Source organism: Pseudomonas sp. 3JA, assembly GCF_036961705.1.
Lineage (GTDB): Bacteria > Pseudomonadota > Gammaproteobacteria > Pseudomonadales > Pseudomonadaceae > Aquipseudomonas > Aquipseudomonas fluorescens_Q.
On sequence record NZ_JBAMDJ010000049.1, the window covers coordinates 1 to 15,531 of the forward strand.

Here is a 15,531-nt window from a genome sequence, read left to right on the forward strand (position 1 = left end):
CCCATTGAAGGGCGCGGCCAACCATACCGAGCAACCAAAAGCCCCCTTACCAGACGGTTCCAAGACTGTTGTGAGACTTTTCTTCTTTTTCCAATGGGCAACGATTTCGCCCTAAACTTTCACCCAGATAGACACACCCTTTCAGCCCGGACACTTCGTCATGCATCTCGCGCCAGACTTCCCCGACGACCCAGCCATGCGCCAACTCATGGAACTGCTCCACGAAGAAATCGGCCTGCCCGAGCGCAAGACCATTCGCCTGGGCACGGCAATCAATTTCGATCTGGGCTGCGATGGCGCGGATGCTCGGCATCTGATGGAGGCATTGGAGGAGCGGTTCGCCATCGATCTCGTCGACTATGACGCTTACCGCTACTTCCAGCCGGAAGGCTTTGACGTGTTTCAAAAGCGAAGGGCCAAGGGCCGTGGCAATAAGATGCCGTTGACCATCGGCATGCTCTACAAGGCCATCAAGGCACAACAATGGGATACGCAGGAAGTGGAAAACGCCTAGCTGGTAAGACAGCACCCACAAAAAAGCCGCCCTGATGAGGGCGGCTTTTTCATCTGCTAACCGAGCCTTACAGCTGCGGACCAGCAGCCTTGATCGCGTCGCTCACGTCGAACTTCTTGAAGTTCTCGGTGAACAACCCGGCCAAGGCCTTGGCGGCTTCGTCGTAGGCAGCTTTGTCGGCCCAGGTGTTGCGTGGGTTCAACAGGCCAGTCTCGACGCCCGGAACAGCCAGCGGCACGTCCAGGTTGATGATGTCCAGGTGTTCGGTTTCAGCACCGATCAGCGCGCCGCTCTGGATCGCCGCGATCACCGCACGGGTGGTCGGGATGTTGAAGCGCTTGCCGACGCCATAGCCGCCGCCAGTCCAGCCCGTGTTGACCAGGTAGACCTTGGAGCCGAAGCCGCGGATACGCTTGATCAGCAGCTCAGCGTACTCACCGGCCGGACGCGGGAAGAACGGAGCGCCGAAGCAAGTGGAGAAGGTCGACTTGATGCCGCTACCCGAACCCATTTCGGTCGAGCCCACCAGTGCGGTGTAGCCGGACAGGAAGTGGTAGGCGGCTTGCTCTTCGCTGAGAATCGACACAGGCGGCAGTACGCCGGTCAGGTCGCAGGTCAGGAAGATCACGGCGTTGGGCTCGCCACCGAGGTTTTTCGGTGCGCGTTTTTCGATCAGCTCACGCGGGTAGGCGGCGCGGCTGTTCTGGGTCAGGCTGTCGTCGGCGTAGTCGGCTTTCTTGGTGATTGGGTCCAGGACGACGTTTTCCAGCACGGCGCCGTGCTGGATGGCTTTCCAGATAACCGGCTCGTTCTTCTCGGACAGGTCGATGCACTTGGCGTAGCAACCGCCTTCGATGTTGAAGACCACGCCCACGCCCCAGCCGTGCTCGTCGTCGCCGATCAGGTAACGGCTTTCATCGGCAGACAGGGTGGTCTTGCCAGTGCCCGACAGACCGAAGAACAGGGTCACGTCGCCCTCTTCGCCCATGTTGGCAGCGCAGTGCATCGGCAGCACATCGACCGCTGGCAGCAGGAAGTTCTGCACGGAGAACAGGGCTTTTTTCATCTCACCGGCGTAACGCATGCCGGCGATCAGCACTTTCTTGGCCGCGAAATTGATGATCACGGTACCGTCGGAGTTGGTGCCGTCGCGCTCAGGCTCGCAGACGAAGTTCGGCGCGTTGAGGATCTGCCACTCATCCTTGCCGCCGGCGTTGTACTGCTCGGGGTTGATGAACAGGCAGCGACCGAACAGGTTGTGCCAGGCTGTCTCGGTGGTCATCTTGACCGGCAGGTAGTGCGCAGGATCGGAACCTACATGCACATGGGAGACAAAACGCTCGCGCTCGCCCAGGTAGGCTTCAACGCGGTTCCACAAGGCATCGAACTTGTCGGCCGGGAACTTGCGGTTGATCGGGCCCCAGGCAATGGCGTCCTGGGTGGTTGGCTCTTCCACGATGAAACGGTCGACTGGCGAGCGACCGGTACGATGACCGGTACGAACAACCAGCGCGCCAGTATCGGCAAGCTCGCCTTCACCGCGATTCAGGGCTTCTTTGACCAGATCATCGACACTCAGATCGGTGTACACGGCGTTATTGGCTTGCGTCATGAGATTCCCCGTCGGCCCATGGCCGAGTGCTCCAAACGTTTTGTAGTAGGAAGTCGCGCACTACTACCCGAAAAAAGTGGGCCGGATTATGCCAGAAAACCCCAAAAAGAGTAGGGCCCTCCCGTCAGTACGGCGTAAATCCGGCGTTTACCAGGAGATTTACCTGCGCTGAACCGTTTTAGTGACGAGTATCTGACGGTGTGTCGACACCCGCACCGGCGAACAATTGCGCAATGTCCGCCGCGTCGAACAGGTAGCGCTCGTTGCAAAACTGGCAATCGATCTCGATGGCACCGCCATGCTCGATCACCAGTTGCTGCGCATCTTCCAGACCCAGACTGACCAGCGCATTGGCAGAACGTTCACGAGAGCAACTGCATTGGAAGCGCAACGGTTGTCCGTCGAACAAGCGTACCTGCTCCTCGTGATAGAGGCGATGCAGCACGGTTTCGTTGTCCAGGCTCAACAGCTCATCGGCGCTCAGGGTGCTGGCCAGAGCGGTGACGTGCTGCCAACTGGCGTCGCGTTCTTCCGGGTCGCGCAGGCGATCGGCAGGCAGTTGTTGCAACAGCAAACCGCGGGCACTCCGCCCGTCGGCGTAGAGCCAGAAGCGGGTATTGGTCTGCTGGGACATGACGAAGTAGTTGGTGAAGCATTCAGCCAGGGTCACGCCATCGAGATCGACGATGCCCTGGTAGCGCTTGCCATGGGTAGGGTCCACCGTCAGGGCCAGCACGCCGTTGGGCATCATGTCGGCCAGGGTCGCGTCGGGCGCGATCTGCTCGGCGTGATAACGGGCCAGGCCGCGGATCTCGCGCTCGCTGGAGCACTCGATCATCAGCAGCGGGACCGGACCTTCGGAACGCGCCTGGAGAATCAGCAAGCCATCGAACTTCAAGGTGCCCACCAGCAACGCCGCAGCCGCCATCAGCTCGCCGAGCAGTTGTGCGACCGGCTCCGGATAGGGGTGCTTGGCGAGGACTTCGGCGTAGCTACGCTCCAACGCCACCAGCTCGCCACGGGCGTCGCTGTCATCGAAGATGAAACGTTGGGTGTAGTCGGTATCCGGTAAATCAGTCATAGGGTCTGGTATCTGAGGTGATGACAAATGATGGCGGGCATTTTATGGGCATTGCCGGTGGGTTCCAAGCAAGGCTTGGGTTTGCCTGACGGGAAGAGACCGATGACTCAATCCGAATTGTCATTGTGGCGAGGGAGCTTGCTCCCGCTCGGTTGCGCAGCGACCGTCAGATTTTGGGGCCGCTACGCAGCCCAGCGGGAGCAAGCTCCCTCGCCACGGGCCTTGCGCCAGCCTTTTTATTCGTTATTGCTGCCATGAAATTTGAACAGGTCCCGGCGCTGCTTCTTGCTCGGCTTGCCATCGGTGCTGACCCCCAGGGCGCCGGCCTTGCGTTGCGCGGCGGCGGCTTCGCGCTTGGCGATGCTGGCTTCGGTCTCACGATACAGCGCCTGCGCTTCAGGTGCGCCGCGACGCACGATCGACAAAGCTTCGACCACCACGGTCTTTTCATCGAAGCCGGTGCGAATGACAAATTCATCGCCAACGCGTGGCTCCTTGCCCGGCTTGCAACGTTCTCCGCGGTGATGAACCTTGCCGCTCTCGATGGCGGTCTTGGCCAGGGCCCGCGTCTTGTAGAATCGCGCCGCCCACAACCATTTATCGAGACGGACCTTGTCGTCCTCTTCCTTTTTTTGTGCCACTGCCATTCCTCTTTTCTGCCAATTGCCGGAACTGTACTACCGTTTTTGTCGAGCGCACGAATCCGGGCCGACGGATAGAATGCCCGCCAAATCGCCTCCACATGCATGGCTTGGCTAGAAATCGGTTACAAGCACAAACAAGCGCGTAGATAACTGTCGCCATTTTGTGATTATTCTGCGTGAATACCGCGATTCGCGGAGTCCACGATCCGATGTACTGATCGCAGGTTTTTTTATTGAAGACTTTTGACCATTTGACCGTTGTCGGTCTGCGCGAGTGGGTGGCGCTCCCGGATCTGGGAGTCGTGGGCCTGCGGGCAAAAATCGACACCGGCGCCAGCACCTCCAGCCTGCATGCCACAGACATCGAGCCATTCGAGCGCGATGGCGAAAAGTGGGTGCGCTTCACTGCCCACCTCGGTACGGTCGTGCAATTGCGCCATCGCCGCTGCGAAGCCCCGCTGGTGGCCCGCAAGACAATAAAAAGCTCCAACGGCCACGCTCAGGTCCGCTACGTGATCAGCACCACGTTGGCACTGGGTGATCGGATCTGGCGGGTCGAGTTCACCCTTGCCTGCCGCAAGTCCATGCGATACCGCCTGTTACTGGGTTCCAAAGCCTTGATCGACGGCCAACTGGTGGTCAATCCGGGTATCAAATACGTTCAAGACAAGCCGGCATTCCCGGTGTCCACTACCTCTGCCACAGGTGTTGCATGAAGATCGCTGTGCTGTCGCGTAATCCGCGTCTGTATTCCACTCGTCGCCTGGTTGAAGCCGGGACCGAACGAGGCCATGAAATGGTGGTGATCGACACCCTGCGCGCCTACATGAACATCGCCAGCCACAAGCCTCAGATCCACTACCGTGGCAAGCCGCTGGAAGGGTTCGACGCGGTGATCCCGCGCATCGGCGCATCGGTGACGTTCTATGGCTGCGCCGTGTTGCGCCAGTTCGAAATGATGGGGGTGTTTCCCCTCAACGAGTCGGTGGCCATCGCCCGCTCCCGGGACAAGCTGCGCTCGCTGCAACTGCTGTCACGGCGCGGGATAGGCCTGCCGGTCACCGGTTTTGCCCACTCCCCCGACGACATTCCCGACCTGATTGCCATGGTCAACGGCGCACCGCTGGTGATCAAGGTGCTGGAAGGCACCCAGGGCATCGGCGTGGTCTTGTGTGAAACCGCGACGGCGGCGGAGTCGGTGATCGAGGCGTTCATGGGCCTGAAGCAGAACATCATGGTCCAGGAGTACATCAAGGAAGCCGGTGGCGCAGACATTCGCTGCTTCGTCGTCGGCGATAAAGTGATTGCCTCGATGAAACGCCAGGCCAAACCCGGAGAGTTCCGCTCCAACCTGCATCGCGGCGGCAGTGCCAGCCTGATCAAGATTACCCCGGAAGAACGCATGACCGCCCTGCGAGCCGCGAAAGTCATGGGCCTAGCCGTGGCCGGCGTGGACATCCTGCGCTCCAATCACGGGCCGCTGGTGATGGAGGTCAACTCCTCGCCAGGCCTGGAAGGAATCGAGACCACTACAAGCAAGAACGTGGCAGGGATCATCATCGAACACCTGGAAAAGAATGGCGGGCCGAACATGACCCGGACCAAAGGAAAGGGCTAGAAGAGCAGCTTCAAGCTTCAAGCCAAGCCGGTTCAACTTGCAGCTTGAAGCTCGCGGCTTGCAGCTGCCCCTATACCGCATCCCTTGGCAGCATCAGCCCCAACGGTAACCGCACCCGCGCTTCCAGCCCACCGCCCGCGCGATTGCGCAGTTCGACGTTGCCGCCGTGCATCGAGGCGATGCGCTTGACGATGGCCAGGCCCAGCCCAGTACCCTTCCCGCCCCGGGCGCGATCGCCGCGAGTGAACGGGTTGAAAATGGCTTCCAGCTCAGAGGGATCGATGCCGGCGCCTCGGTCCATGACGCTCAGCACCACGTAAGGCGCGCTGGTGTCACCGGAGACATAGGCCGCGACCTCGACGCCGGTGCCAGCGTGGTTCAGCGCATTGCCAATCAGGTTGTTCAACAAGCGCTTCATCGACACCCGGCGCAGGGGGAAAGGCTGGATCGGCTCCAGGCGCAGGTGCACTTTTTCGTCATTCTGGTTATAGGGCGCAGCCACCTCCCGCACCAATTCACTGAGGTCCACTTCTTCCACAGACTCGTCACGACCGTCGCGAATGAACGCCAGGAACTGGTCGAGAATCGCGTCCATGTCCTCGATGTCGCGGACCATCTCGTCAGTCAAGTCGGTGTGCTCGCCCATCAACTCCAGCGACAACCGCAGCCGGGTCAGCGGCGTACGCAAGTCATGGGAGACACCCGCGAGCATCAACTCACGCTCGCGCCCGGCCTGTTCGACATCCTCGGCCATCTGGTTGAAGGCACGGTAGACCTCGGTCATCTCGCTGGGCGTATCGCTGATGGGCAGCCGCACGCTACGCCCCTGGCCTAGTTGGCGGGCGGCGTAGACCAGGCGTTTCAAGGGTTGGTTGAGCTGGCTGACGAAGATCCACGCCGATGCCGTCGACAGCAGGCCGATGGCCAGGAACCAGCCGAGCACGTTCCAGATTTTCTGGCCGCGCAGCGGATGCGGGTACAACGGCACTTTCAGCCAGCCATCCCCCAGGCTCGGGGCCCGCACCCACAGCGCTGGCGGCGAATGCATACGCAAGCGCACCTCGGTATCGGCGCCCAGTTCGGCCTGCATCTGGCGTTGATAGATCTCGCTGTAGGGCCAATGCTGCTCGCCCTCCGGCACGCCGGCACCGACGACGCGGATCAGGGTCGCGGCTTCGGCGATTTTCGCTCGATTGGTTTCGTCGGCAGCCCAATAGGCCCGCAAGGTCAAGGCAACGCCGTGGCTGTACTGCCGGTCCACGAGCACGTCTTCGTTCATCAGCAGGTACACCAGCGTCAGTGCCTTGGAGAAGAGCACGACGATCAGCACCAGCCAGAGGGTGCGGGAGAAGAAACTCTGGGGGAACCAAACGGGGGTTTTCATGAATAACCGCTACACACTTGCAGGAGCGAGCGATGCTCGCACAATGACAGACCGCGAGTCGCCTGGAAGAAGACATTTCAACCGGCCAGGCCACCCGCTCCTACAAATCGCCGATCACTTGCTGGCGGCGCCATCCGGTACGAACACGTAACCCACGCCCCAGACGGTCTGGATGTACCGCGGCTTGGAAGGATCGGGTTCGATCATCCGGCGCAGACGGGAAATCTGCACGTCAATGGAGCGCTCCAGCGCATCCCATTCACGACCACGGGCCAGGTTCATCAGTTTGTCGCGGGTCAGCGGCTGGCGGGCGTTCATCACCAGGGCCTTGAGCACGGCGAACTCGCCGGTGGTGAGCATGTGGACCTCATCGCCGCGCTTGAGCTCACGGGTGGCCAGGGACAGTTCGTAGTCGCCGAAAGTCACGCTTTCGTCTTCGCTGCCCGGCGCGCCAGGCACCGGCGCCGACTGGCGACGCAGCACCGCCTTGACGCGGGCCATCAGCTCGTCGGGGTTGAACGGCTTGGCCAGGTAATCGTCGGCGCCCAGTTCAAGGCCCTTGATACGGCTAAGCTCGTCGCCCTTGGCGGTGAGCATGATGATCGGGATCTGGTTGTTGGCGCCGCGCAAGCGGCGGCAGGCGGTCAGGCCGTCTTCACCGGGCAGCATCAGGTCGAGTACGACCAGGTTGAACACTTCACGGGCCAGCAACCGATCCATTTGCTCGGTATTCGGTACGGTGCGGGCGCGGTAGCCCTTGCTGACGAAAAAGCGTTCCAGCAAGCTGCTCAGCCCCGGATCGTCGTCAACAATAAGAATTTTTTCGCCTTCAGCAGTTTGTGCAGTGCTGCTCATAGGAAGCTCCTTTGATCTCGGCGCGCATTATGGCCTAGCTGCCGTTATACGCACCGTGTGCATTGTTAGCAGATTTTTCCTCTATCACCACAAATCCGGGTATCAAGCCTACAGACCATGTCCCCCCCTCAGGACAGAACGCTGGTTATAATGCGCGGCCTTTTGTGCCAGGGAATGTCGGATCGTGACCCGGCGTGCCATTTTTTCAGCCTTGGCAAGGCAACTTTTTGAATTTCGCGGGTCAACAGGCAGCCTTTTGACCCAGGCAGCGGCGCATGCCAGGCCGCTCAACCAGTCTCGCCGAGCCCTGCTTCTGCGGTGGCGAGCCTGATTTCACAATTTGTCAGGTGGTTATATGGACAGCATCAACAGCCGCATCGCCGAGGAACTCGGTGTACGCCCACAACAGGTCGAAGCGGCCGTCGCGCTACTCGATGAAGGCTCCACGGTGCCTTTCATCGCCCGTTACCGGAAAGAAGTGACCGGCAGCCTCGATGACACCCAATTGCGGCATCTGGAAGAACGCCTGCGCTACCTGCGAGAACTCGACGAACGGCGCATCAGCATCCTGGCCAGCATCCAGGAGCAGGGCAAGCTGACCCCGCAACTCGAGCGCGACATCAAGCTGGCCGACACCAAGACCCGCCTCGAAGACTTGTACCTGCCCTACAAGCAAAAGCGCCGCACCAAGGGCCAGATCGCCCTGGAAGCCGGCCTCGGCGAGCTGGCCGACGGCCTGTTCAACGACCCGACCCTGGCCCCGGAAACCGAAGCCGCGCGCTTCGTCGATGCCGAAAAAGGCGTGGCGGACGTGAAAGCGGCGCTGGAAGGCGCCAAGTACATCCTCATGGAACGTTTCGCCGAAGACGCCAACCTGCTGGAAAAACTGCGTAACTACCTCAAGCAGGAAGCCACCCTCAGCGCCCGGGTGATCGCCGGCAAGGAAGAGGAAGGCGCGAAGTTCCGCGACTACTTCGAACACGACGAACCGCTCAAGAGCATGCCGTCCCACCGCGCCCTGGCGATTTTCCGTGGTCGCAACGAAGGCATCCTCAGCTCCGCGCTGAAGGTCGGTGAAGAATTGCCAGGCACCATGCACCCGTGCGAAGGCATGATCGGCCAGCAGTTCGGCATCCAGAACCAGAACCGCCCCGCTGACAAATGGCTGGCCGAGGTGGTGCGCTGGACCTGGAAGGTCAAGCTCTACACCCACCTGGAAACCGACCTGCTGGGCGAGTTGCGCGATAACGCCGAGACCGAGGCGATCAACGTGTTCGCCCACAACCTGCATGACCTGCTGCTGGCCGCACCGGCCGGTCCCCGCGCCACCCTGGGCCTGGACCCGGGCCTGCGCACCGGCTGCAAGGTCGCGGTGGTGGACTCCACCGGCAAGCTGCTGGACCACGCCACAGTCTACCCGCACGTGCCGCACAACAAATGGGATCAGACCCTCGCCGTGCTCGCCGCCCTGTGTGCCAAGCATTCGGTGGACCTGATCGCCATCGGCAACGGCACCGCCAGCCGCGAGACCGACAAGCTGGCCGCCGAGCTGATCAAGAAATACCCGGCCATGAAAATGACCAAGGTGATGGTTTCCGAAGCCGGCGCTTCGGTTTATTCGGCGTCGGAACTGGCCTCCAAGGAGTTCCCGGACCTGGACGTGTCGATCCGTGGCGCGGTGTCCATCGCCCGTCGCCTGCAAGACCCATTGGCGGAGTTGGTAAAGATCGACCCCAAATCCATCGGTGTCGGCCAGTACCAGCACGACGTTTCTCAACTGAAACTGGCGCGCGGCCTGGATGCGGTGGTGGAAGATTGCGTGAACGCCGTGGGCGTGGACGTGAACACCGCTTCGGTGGCGCTGCTGGCGCGGATCTCCGGCCTGAACGCCACGCTGGCGCAGAACATCGTCACCCACCGTGACGAACACGGCGCGTTCAAGACCCGCGCCGCGTTGAAGAAAGTGCCGCGCCTGGGTGAAAAGACCTTCGAACAGGCCGCCGGCTTCCTGCGGGTGATGAACGGCGATAACCCGCTGGACTCCTCCGCTGTCCACCCTGAAGCCTACCCGCTGGTGCAACGCATCGCCGCCCAGACCGACCGCGACATCCGTTCGCTGATCGGCGACGCCGCGTTCCTCAAGCGCCTGGACCCGAAGAAATTCACCGACGAAACCTTCGGCCTGCCCACCGTCACCGACATCCTCCAGGAACTGGAAAAACCGGGCCGCGACCCGCGCCCCGAGTTCAAGACCGCCGAGTTCCAGGACGGCGTCGAAGACCTCAAGGATCTGCAACCGGGCATGATCCTCGAAGGCGTGGTGACCAACGTCACCAACTTCGGTGCCTTCGTCGACATCGGCGTGCACCAGGACGGCCTGGTACACATCTCGGCGCTGTCGGAGAAGTTCATCAAGGACCCGCGCGAAGCGGTGAAGGCCGGTGATGTGGTGAAAGTGAAGGTGATGGAAGTCGACATCCCGCGCAAACGCGTTGGCCTGTCGATGCGCATGAGCGACACGCCGGGCGAGAAAGTCGACGGTGCCCGTGGTGCGCGTCCTGGCTCGACGCCACGCCAGACGCAAAACACCGCGCCGCGCAAGGAAAGCGCCACCGCAGCACCGACGAACAACGCCATGGCTTCGTTGTTCGCCAACGCCAAGCAGTTGAAGAAACGCTGATGGACGTGCCAGCCGGGTTGGTGGAGAGCGCTTTTTTCAAGCTGCTCGGCTGCCGTCTGCACAGCCTTGGGGACGGGGTGGCGCAAGTCGCCCTGAGCCTTGAGCCGCCGCTGCGCAATCGCGGCGGCAAGCTGCACGGCGGCGCGCTGTTCAGCCTGGTGGACATCGCCATGGGGCTGGCCTGTTCCAGTGTCCACGGCTTTGACCAGCAGAGCGCGACCATCGAATGCAAGATCAACTACATCCGCGCCGTGTCCGACGGCGACGTGTTGTGCACCGCCCGGGTCATCCACCCCGGCCGGCGCACGCTGGTGGTCGAAGCCGAGGTGATGCAAGGCGACAAACTGGTCGCAAAAGCGCAAGGCACGTTCGCTGTCCTATAGCTCCCGGTCATCGATTTGAGTTAATTTCGACGCCACGAAATGCGGTGTCGGGCTTTCCTGTGGGAGCGGGCTTGCTCGCGATAGCGCAGGGTCAGGCAAGATCAACGTTGCTGATCCACCGCCATCGCGAGCAAGCTCGCTCCCACAGTGGGGTTGCGGTGGCTAGCTTTTGGCACGAAAACCAGGCGAAAACGCCAGTTTCAACTTCACCCTTGTAGACCGTCTTGCCCACCCCCATATTGGGGCGACTGACGCGTGAAGGAATTCAACTTGAGCGACCTTTTAAACCGCCGCCTGGCCCTGCTCGGCGAGCGCGCCAACCTCTCCCTGCTCGAACAGTGCCTGCACGGCATCGAGCGCGAATGCCTGCGCGTCACTGGCGATGGGCATTTGGCGCAGACCCCGCACCCCAAGGCCCTGGGCTCGGCGTTGACCAACGAACAGATCACTACCGACTATTCCGAGTCGCTGCTGGAGTTCATCACGCCAGCCCTGACCAAACCCGCCGATACCCTGCGCAGCCTCGACAAGATCCATCGGTTTGCCTACAGCAAGCTCGGCGACGAGTACCTGTGGAGCCCTTCGATGCCGTGCCCACTGCCGGCGGAAGAGGACATCCCGATCGCGTATTACGGCACCTCGAACATCGGTCGTCTCAAGTACGTCTATCGCAAGGGCCTGGCCCTGCGCTACGGCAAGACCATGCAATGCATTGCCGGGATCCACTACAACTTTTCTCTGCCTGAAAAGCTCTGGCCCCTGCTCCGGCAGGCCGAAGGCGTCGAGGCCAGCGACCGTGATTTCCAGTCGTCGGCCTACATCGCGCTGATCCGCAATTTCCGCCGCTACAGCTGGTTGCTGATGTACCTGTTCGGTGCCTCGCCGGCCCTGGACGCCGGTTTCCTGCGGGGTCGCCCGCACCAGTTGGAGCAACTGGACCCGGACACCCTGTACCTGCCCTACGCCACCAGCCTGCGCATGAGCGACCTGGGTTACCAGAGCAACGCCCAGGCCGGCCTCACGCCTTGCTACAACGACCTGCCCAGCTACACCGACAGCCTGCGCAAAGCGGTGGCGACGCCTTATGCGCCGTACGTCGAAGTCGGCACTCACCAGAACGGCGAGTGGGTGCAGCTCAATACCAACATCCTGCAGATCGAAAACGAGTACTACTCCAACATCCGCCCCAAACGCGTGACCTACACCGGCGAGCGGCCGATCCAGGCCTTGATGGCCCGGGGTATCCAGTACGTCGAAGTGCGTTGCCTGGACATCAACCCGTTCCTGCCGATGGGCATCGACCTCACCGAGTCGCGATTCCTCGATGCGTTCCTGCTGTATTGCGGCCTCAATGACAGCCCGCAGCTGGAAAACAACGAATGCGGCAACGCCACGAGCAACTTCCTGACCGTGGTCAAGGAAGGCCGCAAGCCTGGCCTGCAATTGCAGCGCCAGGGTCAAGCGGTGGACATGCAGGCCTGGGCCGTCGAATTGCTGGAAAAAATCGCACCGTTGGCCTCGCTGCTCGACCAGAGCCAAGGTGGCGATGCCCACCGCCAGGCGCTGGACGCACAACTGGCGAAAGTCCGCGACCCGTCCCTGACGCCCTCCGCCCAGGTGCTGGCCGCCATGGCCGAACATCAGGAAAGCTTTGCCCAGTTCTCCCTGCGCCAAAGCAAGGCCCACGCCGAGTTCTTCCGCGCCGAGCCGTTGCCCGCCCAGGAGCAGGCGGCCTTCGAAGACGCCGCGCGCGAGTCGCTGGTCCAGCAAGCTGAGCTGGAACAGAACGAGGTCGGCGATTTCGATGTGTTCGTGGGTTCGTATCAGGCGAGCATTTTGGCGATCAGTAACTGATCATCCTTCTTTGACGGGGATGCTCTTGTGGCGAGGGAGCTTGCTCCCGCTCGGCTGCGCAGCAGTCGTAAAAATGGGGCCTGCTGCGCAGCCCAGCGGGAGCAAGCTCCCTCGCCACGGGGGGCTTAGCCATCTTCAATAGATTTTTTCGAAAATAAGCTCATTCGAAAAAGTTATTTATTTTCCAATTCTTAGATCATTTAGTCTCCTTCAACGCCGAACATCCGGCGGCCTGTTGAGGAGCTTTCCCATGTCTTTGCGTTTCCCCCTTCGCCTTCTCGCGGCCGCCTCCCTGGCCGTCACCAGCTTTTTTGTCCAGGCAGCCGACCTGACCGTCGCCTACCAGACCACCGTCGACCCGGCCAAGGTCGCCCAGGCCGATGGCGCCTATGAAAAAGCCACCCAAGCCAGGATCGACTGGCGCAAGTTCGATAACGGCGCCGATGTCATCACCGCCATCGCCTCGGGCGACGTGCAGATCGGCTACCTCGGTTCCAGCCCGTTGACGGCGGCCATCACCCGCAAGGTCCCGGTGGAAACCTTCCTCATCGCCACCCAGATCGGTGCCGCCGAAGCCTTGGTGGTTCGTGACGGTTCGGGCATCAATTCCCCACAAGACCTGATCGGCAAGAAAATCGCCGTGCCATTCGTGTCCACCGGGCACTACAGCCTGCTCGCCGCGTTGAAGCACTGGAACATCGACCCGTCGAAAGTCACCGTACTCAACCTGGCGCCACCGGCCATCATCGCCGCCTGGAAGCGCGGTGACATCGACGCCACCTACGTCTGGGACCCGGCCCTGGGCGTAGCCAAGGAAAATGGCAAGGTCCTGATCACCTCGGCGGAACTGGCCAAGTTCGGCGCCCCGACCTTCGACGCCTGGATTGTGCGCAAGGACTTCGCCCAGAAGCACCCTGAAATTGTCACAGCCTTCGCCAAAGTGACCCTGGATGCCTACGCCCAATACCGCAAGGACCCACAAGCCTGGCTGGCCGATGCATCCAATGTCGACAAACTGGTGAAGCTCTCCGGCGCCAAGGCCAGCGATATCCCGCTGTTGCTGCAAGGCAACGTCTTTCCCCTGGCGGCCGATCAGGTCGTGAGCCTCGGCGCACCGACCACCCAAGCCATCACCGACACCGCAGCGTTCCTCAAGGAGCAAGGCAAGGTCGACGCCGTGCTGCCGGACTACGCGCCTTACGTCAGCGCCAAATACATTGCTCGTTGAGCGAAAAAAGGGAGACACGCAATGGCCTTGCTACAGCTGGAGCGCATCAGCGCACAGTACCCCGGCGCGGCGGAACCTGTGCTGGCGGATATTTCACTGACCCTGGGGCCCCAGCAATTGCTGGTTGCCCTCGGCCCGTCCGGCAGTGGCAAGACATCGCTGTTGAACCTGATTGCCGGGTTCGTCGAGCCCAGCGCCGGGCAGATCACCCTCGATGGCAGGCCGGTCAAGGGCCCGAGCGCCGAACGCGGCGTGGTGTTCCAGGACGATGCGCTGCTGCCGTGGCAGGACGTGCTGGCAAACGTTGGGTTCGGCCTGGAACTGGCCGGCATCCCCAAGGAAGAACGCGAGGCTCGCGCCCGGGAAATGCTTGCCCTGGTGGACCTGGCCGGTTTCGAGCACCGCCGTGTCTGGCAGCTCTCCGGCGGCCAGAAGCAACGCGTCGGCCTGGCCCGGGCATTGGCGGCTGACCCTCGCGTGCTGCTAATGGACGAACCGTTCGGCGCGCTGGACGCCTTCACCCGCGAGCAGATGCAGGAACTGTTGCTGCAGGTCTGGCAGCGCACCGCCAAGCCGGTGTTCTTGATCACCCATGACATTGAAGAAGCCGTGTTCCTCGCCACTGACTTGATTCTGTTGGCACCGAACCCGGGGCAGATCGTCGAGCGTCTGAGCCTGGATTTCGGCCAGCGCTACGGCGCCGGGGAATCGGCGCGGTCGATCAAGTCCGACCCGCGCTTTATCGAAACCCGCGAGCATGTGCTTGCCAAGGTGTTCTCCCAACGCAGCGCCACTCGACCCCAGGAGCGCGCATGAGCAGCTACGAAATTCCAGCCACGGTCCGTGAAACGACGACCCAGCCCAAGGCCAGCGGTTTGAGACCCCACCTGAGTACGCGCTGGATCAGCGGCTTGACCCTGATCGCACTGCTGGCGGTCTGGTGGGCCGTCACCGCCAGCGGCCTGATCGAACCGCTGTTCCTGCCCTCGCCGTCTGCCGTGCTGCAAAAAGGTTGGCTGCTGGCGACCAGCGGCTACATGGACTCGACCCTCTGGCAGCACCTGGCCGCCAGCCTTGAACGCATCGGCCTGGGCCTGTTGTTCGCGGTGCTGACGGCAGTGCCGGTGGGCATTGCCATTGGCGCCAACCGCATCGCTCGCGGCGTGCTCGACCCGTTGATCGAGTTCTACCGGCCAATTCCGCCCTTGGCGTATTTGCCGTTGATCGTGATCTGGTGCGGCATCGGCGAGTTGTCGAAGGTCCTGCTGATCTACCTGGCGATCTTCGCCCCGATTGCCATCGCCACCGCCACCGGTGTGCGCACTGTCGACCGGGCCAAGCTACGCGCTGCGCAATCGTTGGGCGCCACGCGGGCCCAGTTGATTCGCCACGTGATCGTGCCCAGTGCCTTGCCGGACATCCTCACCGGCATTCGCATTGGCCTGGGCGTGGGTTGGTCGACGCTGGTGGCCGCCGAACTGATCGCCGCCACCAGCGGCCTGGGGTTCATGGTGCAGTCAGCGGCGCAATTCCTGGTCACCGATGTGGTGGTGCTGGGGATCCTGGTGATCGCGCTGATTGCCTTCGCCATGGAAATGGGCCTGCGCGCCCTGCAACGCAAACTGGTGCCGTGGCACGGCCAGACCCATTGACACCCAATGACCACGCCGACCCTTCG

At 61.8% G+C, this 15,531-nt stretch carries 14 protein-coding genes; 9 read left to right on the top strand and 5 right to left on the bottom strand.

The genetic code is table 11. The annotated features are described in order from the left end of the window. Positions 1-160 precede the first annotated feature (160 nt). A complete protein-coding gene (locus V7773_RS26555; protein ID WP_336076106.1) occupies positions 161-514 on the top strand; it encodes a DUF1493 family protein in 354 nt (117 codons plus the stop codon). Between the two features lie 67 nt (positions 515-581). Here the strand turns inward: V7773_RS26555 and V7773_RS26560 are convergent, their stop codons facing one another. From V7773_RS26560 to V7773_RS26570, 3 genes are all read right to left on the bottom strand, one after another. Continuing rightward, entirely contained in the window at positions 582-2,126 is a 1,545-nt protein-coding gene (locus tag V7773_RS26560) for a phosphoenolpyruvate carboxykinase (RefSeq protein ID WP_092463061.1), read from the bottom strand. 178 nt (positions 2,127-2,304) lie between these two features. Continuing rightward, complete coding sequence (gene hslO, locus V7773_RS26565) at positions 2,305-3,207, bottom strand: Hsp33 family molecular chaperone HslO (RefSeq protein ID WP_336076107.1); 903 nt, start codon at positions 3,205-3,207, stop codon at positions 2,305-2,307. Positions 3,208-3,443: 236 nt separating this feature from the next. Next, the gene (locus tag V7773_RS26570) at positions 3,444-3,848 is read right to left on the bottom strand and encodes an RNA-binding S4 domain-containing protein (protein ID WP_072342873.1); all 405 of its coding nucleotides are present in this window, start codon (positions 3,846-3,848) and stop codon (positions 3,444-3,446) included. A gap of 236 nt (positions 3,849-4,084) precedes the next feature. Between V7773_RS26570 and rimB the strand changes: the two genes are divergently transcribed. Then, entirely contained in the window at positions 4,085-4,567 is a 483-nt protein-coding gene (rimB, locus tag V7773_RS26575) for a retropepsin-like aspartic endopeptidase RimB (protein ID WP_003196699.1), read from the top strand. Next, positions 4,564-5,469, top strand: coding sequence for a 30S ribosomal protein S6--L-glutamate ligase (rimK, locus tag V7773_RS26580; protein WP_003196697.1), 906 nt, complete (start codon positions 4,564-4,566; stop codon positions 5,467-5,469). Before rimB ends, rimK begins: the two co-directional genes overlap by 4 nt. Positions 5,470-5,539: 70 nt before the next feature. On the opposite strand, the gene V7773_RS26585 is transcribed toward rimK, so the two are convergent. Together V7773_RS26585 and ompR are read right to left on the bottom strand one after the other, a co-directional pair. Beyond that, a complete protein-coding gene (locus V7773_RS26585; protein WP_063323417.1) occupies positions 5,540-6,853 on the bottom strand; it encodes an ATP-binding protein in 1,314 nt (437 codons plus the stop codon). A gap of 114 nt (positions 6,854-6,967) precedes the next feature. After that, complete coding sequence (gene ompR, locus V7773_RS26590; protein WP_003196691.1) at positions 6,968-7,708, bottom strand: osmolarity response regulator transcription factor OmpR; 741 nt, start codon at positions 7,706-7,708, stop codon at positions 6,968-6,970. Positions 7,709-8,063: 355 nt separating this feature from the next. On the opposite strand from ompR, the gene V7773_RS26595 reads away from it, so the two are divergent. The 6 genes from V7773_RS26595 (at position 8,064) to tauC (ending at position 15,505) form a co-directional block, all read left to right on the top strand. Then, positions 8,064-10,388: a Tex family protein gene (locus tag V7773_RS26595; RefSeq protein ID WP_336076108.1), complete on the top strand. Its 2,325-nt coding sequence runs from the start codon at positions 8,064-8,066 to the stop codon at positions 10,386-10,388. Further along, entirely contained in the window at positions 10,388-10,771 is a 384-nt protein-coding gene (locus V7773_RS26600) for a PaaI family thioesterase (protein WP_014336033.1), read from the top strand. Before V7773_RS26595 ends, V7773_RS26600 begins: the two co-directional genes overlap by 1 nt. Positions 10,772-11,041: 270 nt before the next feature. Beyond that, positions 11,042-12,625: a glutamate--cysteine ligase gene (gene gshA / locus V7773_RS26605; RefSeq protein ID WP_336076109.1), complete on the top strand. Its 1,584-nt coding sequence runs from the start codon at positions 11,042-11,044 to the stop codon at positions 12,623-12,625. A gap of 250 nt (positions 12,626-12,875) precedes the next feature. Then, positions 12,876-13,853, top strand: coding sequence for a taurine ABC transporter substrate-binding protein (gene tauA, locus V7773_RS26610; protein WP_336076110.1), 978 nt, complete (start codon positions 12,876-12,878; stop codon positions 13,851-13,853). 21 nt (positions 13,854-13,874) lie between these two features. Next, the gene (tauB, locus tag V7773_RS26615; protein ID WP_336076111.1) at positions 13,875-14,669 is read left to right on the top strand and encodes a taurine ABC transporter ATP-binding subunit; all 795 of its coding nucleotides are present in this window, start codon (positions 13,875-13,877) and stop codon (positions 14,667-14,669) included. Then, positions 14,666-15,505, top strand: coding sequence for a taurine ABC transporter permease TauC (tauC, locus tag V7773_RS26620; protein ID WP_336076112.1), 840 nt, complete (start codon positions 14,666-14,668; stop codon positions 15,503-15,505). Before tauB ends, tauC begins: the two co-directional genes overlap by 4 nt. Positions 15,506-15,531 lie beyond the last annotated feature (26 nt).

Coding starts and splice junctions, on each gene's coding strand:
- V7773_RS26555 (WP_336076106.1), top strand. CDS start 161: ATGCATCTCGCGCCAGACTTCCCCGACGACCCAGCCATGCGCCAACTC.
- V7773_RS26560 (WP_092463061.1), bottom strand. CDS start 2,126: ATGACGCAAGCCAATAACGCCGTGTACACCGATCTGAGTGTCGATGAT.
- hslO (WP_336076107.1), bottom strand. CDS start 3,207: ATGACTGATTTACCGGATACCGACTACACCCAACGTTTCATCTTCGAT.
- rimK (WP_003196697.1), top strand. CDS start 4,564: ATGAAGATCGCTGTGCTGTCGCGTAATCCGCGTCTGTATTCCACTCGT.
- V7773_RS26585 (WP_063323417.1), bottom strand. CDS start 6,853: ATGAAAACCCCCGTTTGGTTCCCCCAGAGTTTCTTCTCCCGCACCCTC.
- ompR (WP_003196691.1), bottom strand. CDS start 7,708: ATGAGCAGCACTGCACAAACTGCTGAAGGCGAAAAAATTCTTATTGTT.
- V7773_RS26595 (WP_336076108.1), top strand. CDS start 8,064: ATGGACAGCATCAACAGCCGCATCGCCGAGGAACTCGGTGTACGCCCA.
- V7773_RS26600 (WP_014336033.1), top strand. CDS start 10,388: ATGGACGTGCCAGCCGGGTTGGTGGAGAGCGCTTTTTTCAAGCTGCTC.
- tauA (WP_336076110.1), top strand. CDS start 12,876: ATGTCTTTGCGTTTCCCCCTTCGCCTTCTCGCGGCCGCCTCCCTGGCC.
- tauB (WP_336076111.1), top strand. CDS start 13,875: ATGGCCTTGCTACAGCTGGAGCGCATCAGCGCACAGTACCCCGGCGCG.
- tauC (WP_336076112.1), top strand. CDS start 14,666: ATGAGCAGCTACGAAATTCCAGCCACGGTCCGTGAAACGACGACCCAG.